The sequence below is a fragment of the Labilibaculum sp. genome, from assembly GCF_041595635.1.
Lineage (GTDB): Bacteria > Bacteroidota > Bacteroidia > Bacteroidales > Marinifilaceae > Labilibaculum.
Genome location: NZ_JBFHJW010000045.1, coordinates 1 through 16,248 on the forward strand (window position 1 = coordinate 1; position 16,248 = coordinate 16,248).

Genomic DNA, 16,248 nt, shown 5'->3' on the forward strand with positions numbered 1-16,248 from the left:
AAGTGCCATTTTCCGATAATAGAAGTTTGGTAACCATCTTCTCGCAGAACTTTAGCAATGTTATTTTGCTCAGGATACAAAGACCCATTTAAGGTTTTTACTCCATTCACATGGCTGTATTGACCTGTTAACACGGTTGCTCTACTTGGTGTACAAATTGAATTAGACACCAAAGCATTTTCTAACACACAACCCTCTTTAGCTAAACGCTGTATATTAGGTGTATGAACATGATCTTTCAAGATTCCACCATAAACTCCCCATGCCTGCCCTGTATGATCATCGGACATGATGTAAAGAATATTAGGTCGATCTGCTGCTGTTTTTTTAACCGACTTATTTCCATTGCTACACCCCACGACACTTGCAAGGAGGATAGTAGCCGAAATAAACCATTTAAATTGATTCTGCATTATTTGAAATTTTATTTATTATTATTCAATGATTTCAAACTTAGTTGTTACCAAATCGGAAGAAGAAGAACCTATTCCAATTTCGAAGAAACCAGCTTCCACTATTTTTTTATCCTGATCAACATCAAAATACTCTAGATCTTCATGTGTGATTTGAAAAGTCAGTTTGCTTGTTTCTCCCGATTCCAGGCTAATTCGTTTTATCCCACGTAAGCTCTTAATTGGACGAACTACCGAACTTTCCACATCCTTAACGTATAATTGAACCACTTCGTCGCCCTTGTACTTACCATCATTTTTCACCTCGATACTGCACTCCAAAGAATCTTCTGCAGTCATCTGAGATTTTGATACACTAATATTTTTGTAGTTAAAATCGGTATAACTTAAACCGTAACCAAAAGGGTAAAGCACTTCCCCTTCGAAATAGCGGTAAGTACGACCTTTCATGGCATAATTTACAAATGGAGGAAGATCTTTTACAGATTTGTAAAAGGTAACTGGTAAACGTCCGGATGGATTGTAATCGCCAAATAAAACATCAGCAATAGCAGCACCACCTAACTCTCCAGGATACCAAGCTTCTACAATAGCTGCTAGATTTTCATCTTCCCAGTTAACAGCTAAAGCACTACCATTTAGCAGTACCAAAACAACAGGTTTACCAATAGCATGTAAATCTTTAAGCAATTGTTTTTGTACTTCAGGCAGCTCAATATTTGTTTTATCTCCACCATCAAAACCATCATATGGAACACGCATTTGCTCCCCTTCCACCGCGGCAGAAATCCCACCAACAAAAATCACTACATCCGATTTTTCTGCTAACTCTATCGCCTTTTCGCGTGAAGTTTTTTCAGGTGTTTTCCATACTAAATTCAATTTAGCAGGACAACCTTCGTGAGCATAATCGATATTGATATCGTATTTTTTTCCTTTTTTCAAGAAAACCTTAGCCGATTGTCTTTTTCTTTGTGGATCTTCCCAATTATCTATCAATACATCATCGTTAATAGATAATTTATAAGAATTATTCGCAGTAAGCGACAAGGTATATTCTCCACTTACATCAACTTTAATCACACCCTTTAAGTTCACCGAAAACTCAGCATCGTTTAATCCTTCAACCAAATCGGAATTCCAATTTGAATTGATTTCCTGTTCTATTCTGCTTACAAGCGGAGTTCCTGACAAATCGCTACTATTGTAGTAAGTTGCCTGTAATCCTTGCTGCTTGCTAAAACTTAAGAATTCAGCAGGAATCAAAGAGTATGCATTTTTCGTATCAATTAGGTTACAAGCGGTTTCAAAAAACACTTCGGTATTTTCTGAAACTTTGTTTTTAATTCCTTCAAGAGGAGTAATATAATTGGCAGGAAAACCATTGTAATTCCCCAATAAAACCTCTAGTTGGTTGGCATTTGGTCCCAAAACAGCTATCGATTTTACATCCTTTTTAAGAGGTAAAATATTATTCTCGTTCTTTAGCAACACCATCGATTTTTGAGCTGTTTCCAAAGCCAAAGCCCTGTGTTTAGCAGAACTAACAACATCCATCGGAATTTCAGCGTAAGGAACTTCATCTGGAGAATCGAACATCCCTAATTTAAAACGAGCGGTAAAAACTCTTTTTAGCGATACATCAATTTCATCCTCTGTAATGAATCCCTGTTCAACAGCTCCTTCTAAATAAGCGTAACGAAAGCCACAATTCAAATCACATCCGGCTTGAACAGAAAGGGCAGCTGCCTCTTCTTTGGAATCGGTAAAATTGTGGTAATCGCATACATCGCGAATCGCATTACAATCGGAAACAACATATCCTTCAAATCCCCAATCATCTCTTAAAATATCAGTAAGCAAACGAGGACTTGCACAACAAGGTTCGCCCATATAACGATTGTAAGCGCCCATTATAGAGTAAGCTTTTGCCTCTTTCACACAAGCTTCGAAAGCTGGCAAATAGGTATCGTAAAAATCTCTTTCGTTGGTAGCAGCATCAAAAAAATGTCTTTCTGGTTCCGGACCACTGTGAACAGCAAAATGCTTTGGTGTAGCCACCAATTTTAAATAATTAGGATCATCTCCCTGAAGACCTTTCACAAAATTCACTCCCATGCGAGCTGTTAAATATGGATCTTCACCATAGGTCTCCTGTCCGCGTCCCCAGCGAGGATCACGAAAAATATTCACATTTGGGGTCCAGTAAGTTAATCCTTCATATCGTAAATATGAATTGTTTCGCTGAGCTTCGTGATGTTTTGCTCTTGCTTCATCAGAAATAACCACTGCCGAACGGTAAATTAAATCGGTATCCCAGGTAGCAGCAAGACCAATAGCCTGAGGAAAAACGGTTGCTTTTCCGGCACGAGCTACCCCGTGCAAACACTCATTCCAATATTCGTGAGCTGGAACGTTTAAACGAGGAATTGCCGGAGCTTTATTCATCATTTGTTCCACCTTTTCTTTTAATGTCATTTGTGAAATTAGGTCATCCACACGTTCTTCTACAGATAGACAAGAATTCTCGAATTTAAATTTTGTTTCTTGTGCATTCACATAGCTACACATGAAAAGCAAAACAAAAACCCATTTCGCTTTCGATAAAAATCTTTTATAATTTAAGGTCAACATAGCTTCAATCTTAATTTTATGACTACTTATTTAAAACGACATTTTAATACCACAGGATAACTTCTTCCATTCACAACCGGCATTGTAAGGCTTACTTTTTGCTCATCCTGTTTAAATGAGATTTCATGTCCATTATCTAAACGACTTACATTTATCAGTTTGCCTGGATTGGCATCCTTATTTAATCCCAAACTAGGAATAACCAACTCCCCTTTAGCAGGATTCATAACAATGATGTAAAAATCCTCTCCTTTGGTTGTAAATCTTACTTCATCGTGAGCAAAAGCAGGTGTTGCCGTAGTTCGCTGATTAAAATGCTCCCCTTTCTTTTGGTTGGCTGTTGCATTTCGAAGTTCCCCCTCAACGGTTTCCACGAATTCGCCACGAACACTTTTCCCATCGCCAAACACTTTCCATGGACGAGTTCCATAAATAGCTTCCCCATTTACTTGTAACCAATCACCCACAATTTTTACAATCTCTTTCTGCTCCGCCGGAATGGTTCCATCAGGTTTTAACTCAATATTTAGTAGAAGGTTTCCGTTTTTACTTACCGCTTCAATAAGCATTTCAAGAATTGTACGTGCGTTATGAGTTAAATGGCGATCAACTTTATAGAACCAATCGGTAAAAGTAATTTCCGATTGCCAGGGTTCTTCCCGCAAAGTATTACTTCCACCACATTCCACTTCATTTACAGTCCCCTTTTCTTTCTTTTTTAATAGCATTACGGCGTCTATCTTGCCATTTTTATTTAAGCTATTGTTATACATTGTTCGGCACACTTCCCGGCCATGTTCGCCATAGGAAAAGTTCATTCCGTCGTTGTAAAGTAAATCCGGCTGGTATTTATTTACCAACTCGAGGTGACGTTTCTCCCAATTTTCTTTGATTGCTTCAATCACTTCAGGTGTTCTGTCTTCAGGAACGGGTCCATATAGGTCGGCAGGATCTAAACCTTCCCACCATTTACCAACACCATCTTCTTTCGTTAGACGACCATCGTAAGGTACGCCCGCATATTCACCGGTTTTATCAACACCAAAAGCTGGCAACCACCAGTTTAGAAAACGATCATCGTGACTTGTCACTCCAAATTTCAAATTTGCACTTCGGGTTGCCTTTTCAAACTCTCCGATAATATCTTTTTTAGGACCCACATTCACCGAATTCCAGGCATGATAAGTAGAATTAAACAGATCGAAATGATCATGATGATTTGCCAAAGCCATAATATATTTAGCACCATTTTCCTTTGAGAACTGAACCAATGCCTGTGCATCAAATTTTTCAGCTTTCCAGGTATTGATCACATCTTTAAATCCAAATTCAGAAGGATGCCCATAGGTCATTTCATGATAAGGACGAGCCATTTTTCCAAACTTCTGACGTCCTACATTTTCCATATACATATGTCGTGCATACCAACCACCACCTTGCTCAGGTACAGCTTGTGGTCCCCAATGAAACCAAATACCAAATTTGGCATCTCGAAACCATTCCGGACATTCAAATTGATTTGCAAGTTCATCCCAACTTACCTTTTTTTCTTCAGATTGCGCATTGGCATCAAAGGCTAAATAGGCCATTACGGTCATTAATAATATAAACTTTAGTCTTCGCATCATCTTTAAGGTTTAAATCTCTTATTCTTATTACTATTTTAGTTCATGTGTTGCATCATACTCTTCATACAATCCAAACATATCTTTATTTAATTGAGCAGGATCACCTGTCTCATCAATTCGCTTTTGCAATTCAACTTTAAGATCTTCTACTTTATCAGAGTAGCTATCTTCATCAGCAAGATTTTTCAACTCCCAGGGATCATTTTTTAAATTAAACAATTGTTGGGTAAGAACACCATCTTTACTGCTTAATATTAACTTGAAATCTCCTTTGCGAACCGCTCTTAGAGCGCCACGACCATTATCCTGGCCTTTCTTTTTGTGTTTTATATCACCAACCCAGGCATTGTAACCAAAATGCATTACCTCTCTTACTTTATCCTTGTCGCCCTTAAGAACAGGCTCAAGACTCAATGTCTCAACTGTCTCAGGAATCTCTAACTGGCTTAAATCACATAAGGTTGGAAATACATCGTGCAAATAAGCAAAAGCTTCTGTTTTTACATTTTCGGGAATACCAGGACCACAAAAAACAAGTGGCACTTTTATACTGTGCTCGTAAACATTCTGCTTGCCTATTAAACCATGCTGTCCCAATGCCAATCCGTTATCTCCTGAAAAAACAATAATCGTATTATCTGCCTTTCCGGATTTTTTAAGCTCATCTAAAATTCTACCAATTTGAACATCGGTAGCGGTAATCATGGCATGATAATCTGAAATATGCTTTTGAACCCCTTCTTTCGTACGAGGAAAAGAGGCTAATTTTTCATCACGAATTTTCATATCCCCAATTTTAAAAGGATGTCCTGGCATAAAATTAGCAGGCACTTCGATATCTTTAATAGGATACATTTCGTGAAACTCTTCAGGAGCAGTTCTTGGATCGTGAGGAGCCGTAAAAGCAACATACATCATGAATGGCTTATCCTGATGATCTTGATCTATAAAATCGATGGCAGCATCGGCAAATACTTCGCTTGAGAATTTCTCCTGATCAGCATAGAATTCCGACCAGCCATTTGTTTGATCGAAATCTCTTACTTTGGTACCAAAATGCTTGGTCATTCCACCCAAATAAAGTGCTTTTCCTTTGTCAAAACCCCGTTCTACCCAATCGCTTCCATTATGCTGTTTCCCCGTAGCAAAAGTCTCGTAGCCATTGGCTTTAAAATATTCTGGAAAAGTAATGGTATCACATTTTCCTCTTTCGTTGCCTGGAACCGAGAACTGTGCATACACATTTGGAGTAAGATTAAAGTAATATTTTCCAGTCATTAGCATAGCACGACTTGGCGAACAAACCGCTCCATGAGGAGCACCAAAAATGTAAGCATTTGAAAAAGAAACGCCCCCTTTTACCAGGCGATCGAGATTTGGTGTTACCACCTCTTCCTGATGCAATTCCTCTATGGTTCCGTAACGCTGATCATCGGTTAGTAATACTAAAATATTTGGCTTTTGTTCTACATTCTTCTCAGAACATCCTACAAACAAATAGGACAAAGCCAACAAAACAAATACAAACTTATACTTACAATAACTCATAACCCTTTTTTTAGTATTACCATATTCCACCATTAATTGTCTGATAATTAAAAGTTAAACTCATCAACCAACTATTTATCACATCGAAGCTTATTCACTTTTTCATCAGCACTAGCTCTAAAGTGACGCTTGTATTCTTTTGTATATAAACTTGCTACCAATGGATATTCTTCAGTAAGTTTATTATAACTATCCCAAGCCTTATCGTAAGCTTTGATCCATTTTTTTACTTCCTTCTTGTCTCCTTTGCTATCGGCATAAGCCATATAAACTAAAGATCGATAGATTTTGTACAAGCGTAATCCATATACTGCCGATCCAATGGCGTGACTACGAGCCTCCTCATTTTCCCAACGAATGGCTTTGGCCAGCTTAACGATCTCCTTCCACATAGCAATGGATTCATCTTTCTGATCTAAATTTCGTTGCTGTGCAACCGGATCTTTAGGACATCCGGGCCAGGCCATTCCCTGATCACGAGTCCACGATGGCATCATATCGCGATAAGTTGTATTTCTACCTCGCACTACAGCATCAGCCGATAGCAAACAAAGCTTCCTAAATTTTGCAACATCCTCACCCTGCAGATGAATCCGTTCTGTAGCATATCGATTAAAAATACTCTCCTCAGACTGCTTAGGATCATTCGCCCACTGAGCCATAACCCAAGCATTTACATCGCACCACATTTCATCTTTAATGTATGGGCCATCCCATCCACCACCTCGTGTCCAGGTCCAAACCCCAGCATATAAAGCAGGACGTTTCTCAACAAATTCTGAAAGACTATTAATCTTCTCCTCAGGCATAGACTTATGCTCTTCGAAACCATCAATTACACCATTTGCAATGTAATTTGGATAAGCACCTTTTCCCTCATATTCGCGAGCACACTGCACTTCTATAATTTGCTTATGACGTCCTTGTCCGATTACTTTACTAAAAGCATTGGCTCTATGAAAATCACCTTCACATTGCTTCACACTAATGGTTAAATTCTCATGTGGTTCAATTGCATCGTTAACCTTCATGTAAGTATCCATTTTTACATCAAAAGATCTCCAGGTGCGAAAAATCAATTTTTTATTGAGCTTCACACAAATCTCTTCACGTAAAATTTTCATAAGAGGAATAATGGTATTATCGGCATTTTGACGATCAAGAATAGAACCTTTATGGAAAGGTGCATCGTGCAAATAAGTTTCACCAATACGAACTACCAACCCATCCATAGCAGGAAACTGAGTAAATATCTCTTTTATTTGAGCTCTGATAAATTTAGCTGTCAACGGATTATTTGGGTCTCCAAAAGTTTCCTCCATATTGTATTTTTCAATCAATCGTTTTGGAAACAAAACAAGATCGGACATAGCATATACATCCATCCCCTGAGCTTTACTCGCCGCATACATCTTTTTAATTTGTGCCGCTTTTTCGTCTACCCATTTACGATCATCGCTACCCTTAGGTAAAATATCCGCATCAACCGATTCCCAACTAATAGCCAAAGCAGGTGATTCGAAAAGAAAGTAAACCTTTCCATTATAGCCCATATCTTTAATAAATGCTGGATCGTTATATTGAGTATCGTATGGCTTTTCCCCTGGATTATGGTGTACCATATCCAAAACAAGCGGATCGGAAGTAATATTCTGCGCCAACAAATTAGTTACAAAACCTGCACCAATCAGTACAAGCGAAACAAATACCTTTCTTAAATTCATCTTACTCATAGTCTATTTTTATCCAATTCTATAACAAACAACAAATTTCTTTCCTTTCGGAGGATATCATGCCCATTCTGTATCGTTCTGTGCTGCTAGCCAACCTTTAATTTCAGATTTTACATCTGCAAAGCCCAGGCTAACACAAAAACAGATGTACTCAGACACATAAAAGTGAATGAGAACAAATGACATTTAAGAATATGCACAAATCTAAACCACATACCATCCTACCGCTTTACTTTCTAATTATCAACAGTAAGCACAAACTAAAACTTGACTTAAAAACTAAGTTTGAGTGCAATACACAAAACAAGTTTTGTAATAAATTAGAATTAATGTCTGCAAATTAAATAATTTTCATGATCTATTTTAATCTTTTTTAATTTTTTTTCAAAGTATTTTATTTACATCGCAAACAAGACTGACTTACAGATACTTACCATGCATATTGAACACCAAGAATATTCCCATAACAAAGCATTATCATCGATAAAAAAAGAAAATAATCAGCCATACAAAACTACGAAAAAGCACTTGATATGCTACCAATAAAACTCCTAACCAAAAGGAAATAAGAATGAATCAAAAAGGATAAAACACATTGAAACGTAGATTTATTATCGTTTCCTAATATAAAAAAAAGCCTGCTTAAGCTGATTATAAAAAATCAGTTAAGCAAGCTTTTATAAACTTATAACAAGTATTTACTTATTTACCAACCCGGGTTTTGAGTTAAGTTTGGATTCAAAGTCAACTCATCCGTAGGAAGTGGATACAGATACATCTGAGGAGATGTAAAAGTTCTACCATCAGGAAGATCTGTAGCATAAGGCCAAATATAACCATCGTCATCTAGGTAAAGATCAGAATCAACTTCAACATTAGGGTAATAAGACGCCATAAATTTCATTCCCAACAATCTATTTTCCAATAAATCACCAGCAGCCCATCTCATCAAATCATCATATCTGAAATTTTCAATCGCCAATTCGACACGTCTCTCACGACGAATCTCATCTAAAGTGGCGTCAATATCAGAAAAATCAGAATCAGCATCTTTCACTAGGTCTGCGATAACCATATCAGGCATTCCAGCACGAGCTCTTAATAAATTGATCGACTTATCAACATCATCTTGAGTAAGGACACCTAATTCGTAAGCAGCCTCAGCATAGATTAATAATGTTTCACCATAACGATAGATAATAGCATCATACGCAGCCCATTGAGCCAAAGCTGTATTTGTAGCGTTATTATCCCAATGTTTTTCAATAAGATATCCTGTTGTACTTACACCAATCGTATTATTGATTTCAGGTGTTTCAGTACCAGAAACATAAGCTCCATTGATATTTGGATAGGTACCGTCTAACCATTCAGAATCTGGAGCCGCAACAGTAACACTTAAACGAGAGTCACGGTTATTAAATTCAGTAAACCAACCTTCCGATTCGTCATACAAAGAACTTTGAGAAATAGGCAAACCATCAGTACATAAAAAGTCATCTACCAAAGATTTTGAAACTCCTTCATTATTATTATTATAATTCAATTCATAAAGTATAGCAGTTGTCAACAAATCTACTTCGTAATCTTTCATCAAAATTACCTCAGGACTATCTGATTTATCCTCTTGACTAAATAAAGTTCTAAAATCAGATTGTAACGAATAATCACCGCTTTCCATCAACTCAAGAGCTGCATCGTAAGCTTCCTGAAGATATTCAGTATAATCTCCCGAGTCGTGATACTTTCTGTAAGTACCTTCGTGCAAAGCCATTCTTGCTTTAGCTGCCAAAGCTATGTTACGATGAATTCTACTATGATTTGATGTTCCTTCATCCAAATAATCTATTGCTCTATTGATACAAGCCATGGCTGAATCCATACATGTATTTCTAGAATCGCGAGCACTGTATAAATCTCCTGAATCTTCGTCTAACACCTCATCAAGCCATTGGTAAGCACCATAACGTTTACACTTTTCGAAATAAAACTCAGCTTTAAAAAAGTTGGCTTCTCCTACATAAGTAGAAATCTCAGTAAAAGTAAGGTCTGTTTCGTCAGCTGCTTCAAGAAGCGTATTAATAGTACGAACGGTAGAATAGGTGTAACTAGCATCAGAAGAAGGCACAGTATACAATCCTGCAGCCCACTCATTTACAGTTTCAGGCACCAGGTTGTCACTTTTATCGTCACCAAACACAATTGGGCTATTTGTCCATTTAGTACTATGTCCTGTATAAAAAGTATACAATCCATTACATACTAACTCATAATCGGTAGCCGTAGTCCAGTATAAATCAGTTTCCAAATCAGTATCCGAAAGCGTATCGAAAAACTCATCATCGCTACAGCCACTGAAAGCTACAATAGCTAATAATAATAATAAATATATTTTATTTTTCATTTTAATTCAGTTTTATAAATTATAGACTTACCTGTATCCCAAATGAATATGAACGTCTGTTAGGATATACTTTACCCGTAGTTGTAGACGCATTTCCAATCACTTCAGGATCATACAATCCATAAAGGTGATCTTTAGTCCATAGATTTTGACCCGTAACATAAAGTCGAACTTTATTTAACTTCGCTTTATTCGTAATAATTTTAGGAATGGTATAACCCAATGTCATACTTTTTAGTCGTAAAAAGGCACCATTTTCAAGGAATCTACTTTGTGTTTCCATATTCCAGGTACTGTTGTTCATGTAAATTGGCAATTTAGCATCTGGATTTTCAGCAGTCCAGGCATTATCTAAAGCCCAGTGATTACCCGTTGACCATTGGCTGTTATTAGCTCCAGAATGTCCCCAATAATAAGAAGCACCGGTATTAAAGTATACATCTTTTTTACCCACACCTCTAAAGAAAGCACTAAAATCAAATCCCTTATACTCTGCTGTTAAAGTAACACCATAGTTATATCTGGCACGTCCATTACCAATAATTTTCTTATCCCCTGGATCATCCAAAGTTGAATTTCCATCGGTTACTGAACCATCACCATTTATATCTGCATAATTAACATCTCCAAGAGCCCAAGTTCTACTTTTAATATCTGACTGATTTTCCATAGAAGATAACTCCTCAGCAGTACTAAAAATACCCTCAGTTTCGTATCCCCAAATTTCACCAAACTCATATCCTTCGTAGTAATCACTCAATAGTCCTTCATCGTTCAGCTTGTACTTGGTAATTTTTGACTGACTATCTGATAAATTAGCAGAAATACCATAAGTTAAGCCATTATCCAAACGTTGTCTCCAACCAATTGACAATTCAAAACCATTGGTTTCCATATCGGCACCATTTGTTTGAGGAGCATCAGTACCCAAAGAAGCAGGCAATTCCTCACCATCTACAATCATGTCCTCGGTAATACGCTGATATACGTCTAAGCTAACGTTCAATTTATTATTGAACATACCTAAATCCACACCAATGTTTTTTGTTTTACTTACTTCCCAAGTCAAATCATCAGAAATTAAATCTGCAATTGTCACTTTGGTTGGATATTCACCATCAATTAAATAACCCGTAACCGATGAATATCCCATTAGCGATGTATATAAATCCTCGCTAACATTCTGATTTCCTAAAGTACCGTAAGAAGCACGAAGTTTTAAATTACTTACGTAAGGAACATTTTCGAAGAATTTCTCTTTAGAAACTACCCAAGCAGCAGAAGCTGATGGAAAAAATCCATATCTATTTTCTTCAGGAAATACATAAGAACCATCGTAACGCGCGTTCATTTCTAAGAAATATTTGTTTTGATAGTCGTAATTAAAACGTCCGAATATTCCTCGAATAGCAGTTTCATTTGCATAATCGGTAGCAGTAACATCTCCATTAACCAACTCAACAGAGGTATTATCATCTTTTACCTGATCACTTGCTTTAATTACCTGATTGCTTTCATCAGAAGTAGTTTGGCTATAACCTGCCATTATTTTAAAATGATGATTGTCTTCCAGGTCATATTTATAAGTAGCAAAAACATCCAATACATTCTGACTGTATACACTTGAAGTCTTTTTAATATAGCTACTTGCCGACTGACCGTTAAAAACAGTACCATCGGTATATCTAACCATATTAACACTTTTTTCGTGCTCTTCTTTCTGATAGGTATAATTTTCGTGAGTAAAAGTTGTATTTACCTCGAAATTTTTAAAAGGCTTAAGAATAATATTACCGGTAAGGTTTGTTTGCTGAGTATCTTTCACATCTCTACCACCAAAACGCTGATAAGCTAAAGTGTGATTCATTGGATTACCACCACCATCAAGATCTTCAGGAGTTGTAACTAACTGCCAAGGTTTAGAACGCTCTAATGCATGCCAGTAACTACCCATTCCACTGTACGAATGTGGCTCATCATAAGTCATTTTATTGTAACTAACATTAAAACCGGTACTCAACCACTCATTCACATCGTAATTGTATTTGAACATGGTATTGTAACGATCTTTCACATCAGGATTAACTCTCCATTGTCCTTTATCCTGAGTGTAACCTAAAGACACATAAAATGTAGAATTATCACCACCACCAGCAAGAGAAACATTATGTTGTTGACGAACTGCAAAATTAGAATATGCCTCGTCATACACATCTAAATTAGCAACAGTAACATACTGACCTCCGTCTTCATACCATACAGGTGCACTATCAGGATCATCAATGTAATTCTGAAGATACTGGATAAACTCACCAGAATAATATTCTGAATTACCACGATTGGTACGAGCAAGGTTCATTGCATTTGCTGATTCCACAGAATTTAACGAATTAGGCAAATACATAATATCAGAAAGAGTCATACTCGATGAGTATTTAACAACTGTTTTTGAATTCTTCTTACCCATTTTGGTAGTTACCAAAATAACACCAAAAGCAGCACGCGCACCATAAATAGCAGCAGAAGCCGCATCTTTCAATACAGTTACACTCGCGATATCTTCCGGATTAAAATCGCTCAAATCATCATAAGGAACTCCATCTACTAAAATAAGTGGATCGGTATCGTTTAATGATTCAACACCACGAATATTATAACTTGCTTCGGCATCGGGAGATCCACTGGCAATATTGATATTAAGGTTAGGAACTGCTCCTTGTAAGGCAACAGCAATATCAGCAGTTGCTCTATCTTCGAACACTTCGCTACCTACCTGAACAACAGAACCAGAAAGATTTCCTTTTTTCTGTGTACCATAACCAACAACTACAACCTCTTCAAGGTCTGAAAAATCATCCTGAAGCACTACATTAAAATCGGATTTTTCACTCACATCTAGCACCAAGGTCTTCATACCAATAAAGGAAAGCTGAAGAAATTCAGTATTCGCAGGCACATCCATTGAGAAAAACCCATCAATATTAGTAATTGTTCCACTAAGTGTACCTTTAATAAGAATACTAACACCAGGCAAGGCCACTCCAGTAACATCAGTTACCTTCCCTGTTATTTTTCTTTCTTGTTGTTGTCCAGACTGAACTGGAAATTCATTTCCCTCCGAAGAAGCAGATGCATAAGTTTGAAAAAAACCAACCATCAATATAAATATTGAAAGGCTCGTGATTTTAAACATTTTCGACAAAGGGAAGTTACCCCAAGCCAAAAGTCGATGTGAAAATTTCATAAAATTACGTTTTTTAAGTTAACACTGATATGTTTCCATTATACCATAATTGGTTAGATTTAACTGATATAAAGTCATTACTACCTACATCCTCATTCATCAAACACAGGCTCAAACAACTCTTCTATTACTAACTTGATAGATCTGTTTAATTTTTCACTACTGTAATTAGATTTTTCAATTCAAACGATATAAACAAATTGAAAAATACTCTAGTCGTTTAATGAAAAAAAACATCTTTTAACACTTAAACTAATCTAAGTTCTGTTCTTATAAATAAATTAGAATTAACGTTTGCAAAATAAATAATTTTAATGATCTATCTAAACCTTTTTAATTATTTTTTCAAAGTAAATCTATATTCGAATCTATTATCTTGATTTTCTACCAATTAGTAGACTTGTAGAATTCCTATTTAATTGCAATACAAATAGTATTTTCTCTGATTTTTTAAGGATTTCATCAAAAAAACTAGATTTTCATTCTATTATTCTTCTACCAATGAACAAAAACAAGAGCCTAATTGTTAAAAAATGTTACATTTCCATAATTAAAGAAGGATATCAATATGATATTTCAAAATAAAGAATGTGAATAAGAAGGGACACCTGTTGTCATCACAAAATCAGATGTAAAAAAAGCCCGACAAATTGCTCTCAATTTATCGGACCATTAGCCAGACACTCCTGGCTGCTATGTACTATTTGAGAAGTAAAATTTCCGCTGACTTTTTATATACAAAGAAAGCTTGCCTAGCATGATTTAAAAAATCAGCTAAGCAAGCTTTTATAAACTATCCAAGTTTTATTTTACTTACCAACCTGGGTTTTGTTCTATTTCAGCTTCTGTATTCGATTCGATAACTGTAAGTGGTATTGGCCACAAGTTATAATCAAAATTCAATGATGATGCTGTTGCTGTCCAATGTTGGTATTCTCTAATACGGTCTACAGCAATAGTACCGCCCATACGTAGTAAAGTATTCCAACGAGCTTCCTCATAAACCAACTCACGAGCACGTTCGTCAAGAATCATATCAAAGTCATCATCCATATCAGCAGAAGTCACCATATAGTCACACTGAGCTCTGGCTCTAAGTAGATTGATATCATCAGCAGCACCTGATTTATCACCTTTACGTTGTTTCGCTTCCGCTCTTAGTAGAATCGTCTCAGATAAACGAACAATGTAATTATCGCGAAATAGATTAGATCTATCTTCACCTTCATCTAAACCTACATACGAATCGGTAGCAATTTTACACGAGATGGGATAAATTTCACTGGTATTGTTTCTGTAGGTATCTTCATCAGAACTGTCGCCATACATCACATCCCAAGGCACAACTAGCCCATAGTAATCTGCACCTTCAACATTTCCTTTTAGTCTTCTACGTAAAACACTTTCCGAATTTCGAAGATCCCCTTCGTAATCCCCTTCGTAAACATAGTCGCGAGTGTACATGGTAGGCGCTACATAACTAACACCTCTACCTCCAACATTCTCACAAGTACCTGTAATATTAGCACTAGCAATATCACGAAAAACAGGTCCAAAAGCTCTAGAATATCCTAATCTCGCTCTAGTATCTCCCGCTACATAAGCATCGTAATCAACTTGAGCTGCCCAAATACATTCTGAATTTCCATCCTGATAATTTACATTATCATCTTGAAACAAATCCCAATAAACATTAGGAGTTAATTGCAAGGTATCTACAACATCAGCAGTATCATCTCCACCTTTATAAATATTAATAGAGAAAGTATCTTCATCTGCTCTTGATCCAAATCTACTTGTCATCAAACTATATACGCCACCATCAATTACATCATCGGCATAAGCTATTGATTTTTCGTAGCAAGTAGAACTAGAAGCAGTTCCACCATTCTCATCAATCTCAGTTCCCAAAGCCAAGTACAATTCAGCTAAATTATGCTGAGCCGCACCACGAACAATACGTCCACCAGAAGTTGTTGTTTCAGGTAGATCATCCAATACAGCTTCCATCTCATCAATTGCATACTGATAGGTTTCCTCACGAGTTGAACGAGTGTAATCGTAACGAGCTTCTGTCTCCATTTCAGTTACCAAAGGCACACCACCAAAAAGTTCTCCTAAATTTTTGTAGGCATAAGCACGGAAAAAACGAGCTTGAGCCAAAGCATAAGCTTTTTCATCCTCATCAGACCAGTAAATACCATCTAATTCGGCAGCGTAAATAGCTGTATTCGCTCTGGCAATTACATAGTACCAAGTTGTATAAACATTGTAAAAAGTACTATTGTCGGAATCGATAGAACTATAATCACTAAAAGTCTGACTTAATCTGATTACAGGAACGGTATACATATCGGTACCTTTCCCTTTCCAGTTATAAATCCACTGTGTTCCATTACTTGAAGAACTATTGTTCCACAAATCACGAATGTGAGAGTAAATACTCACCAATACCTGATCTACCTGATCGGAAGTTGAAAAAGCATTATCAACGGTATAAAAAGTAGTTGCTTCTTCTTCTAAAAATTCCTCATCGGACTCGCATCCAAACAAACCAAGAAACAGAGCAAACAAGCCTATTATTATATATTTATTTTTCTTCATATCTATAAATTTTAACAAAAACTTTATCATCTTTTAAACA

The 16,248-nt window shown here is 36.6% G+C and carries 8 protein-coding genes; all 8 read right to left on the minus strand.

What is annotated here, in order from left to right; all coding sequences use genetic code 11:
• A partial coding sequence (locus ABYT26_RS12645) for a sulfatase-like hydrolase/transferase (RefSeq protein WP_372754433.1) occupies nt 1-413 on the minus strand: 413 nt, incomplete at its 3' end.
• A gap of 21 nt (nt 414-434) precedes the next feature.
• Entirely contained in the window at nt 435-3,047 is a 2,613-nt protein-coding gene (locus tag ABYT26_RS12650) for a glycoside hydrolase family 3 C-terminal domain-containing protein (RefSeq protein ID WP_372754435.1), read from the minus strand.
• A 26-nt stretch (nt 3,048-3,073) separates the two neighbouring features.
• Complete coding sequence (locus ABYT26_RS12655; protein ID WP_372754437.1) at nt 3,074-4,675, minus strand: alpha-L-fucosidase; 1,602 nt, start codon at nt 4,673-4,675, stop codon at nt 3,074-3,076.
• Between the two features lie 30 nt (nt 4,676-4,705).
• Nucleotides 4,706-6,223 (minus strand): sulfatase-like hydrolase/transferase, encoded by a 1,518-nt coding sequence (locus tag ABYT26_RS12660; RefSeq protein ID WP_372754439.1) that lies wholly within the window; start codon nt 6,221-6,223, stop codon nt 4,706-4,708.
• Nucleotides 6,224-6,294: 71 nt separating this feature from the next.
• Nucleotides 6,295-7,956, minus strand: coding sequence for a hypothetical protein (locus tag ABYT26_RS12665; RefSeq protein WP_372754441.1), 1,662 nt, complete (start codon nt 7,954-7,956; stop codon nt 6,295-6,297).
• A 706-nt stretch (nt 7,957-8,662) separates the two neighbouring features.
• Entirely contained in the window at nt 8,663-10,360 is a 1,698-nt protein-coding gene (locus ABYT26_RS12670) for a RagB/SusD family nutrient uptake outer membrane protein (protein ID WP_372754443.1), read from the minus strand.
• Nucleotides 10,361-10,379: 19 nt separating this feature from the next.
• Complete coding sequence (locus tag ABYT26_RS12675) at nt 10,380-13,604, minus strand: SusC/RagA family TonB-linked outer membrane protein (RefSeq protein ID WP_372754445.1); 3,225 nt, start codon at nt 13,602-13,604, stop codon at nt 10,380-10,382.
• Between the two features lie 813 nt (nt 13,605-14,417).
• Nucleotides 14,418-16,208 (minus strand): RagB/SusD family nutrient uptake outer membrane protein, encoded by a 1,791-nt coding sequence (locus tag ABYT26_RS12680; protein ID WP_372754447.1) that lies wholly within the window; start codon nt 16,206-16,208, stop codon nt 14,418-14,420.
• Between the last annotated feature and the right edge of the window lie 40 nt (nt 16,209-16,248).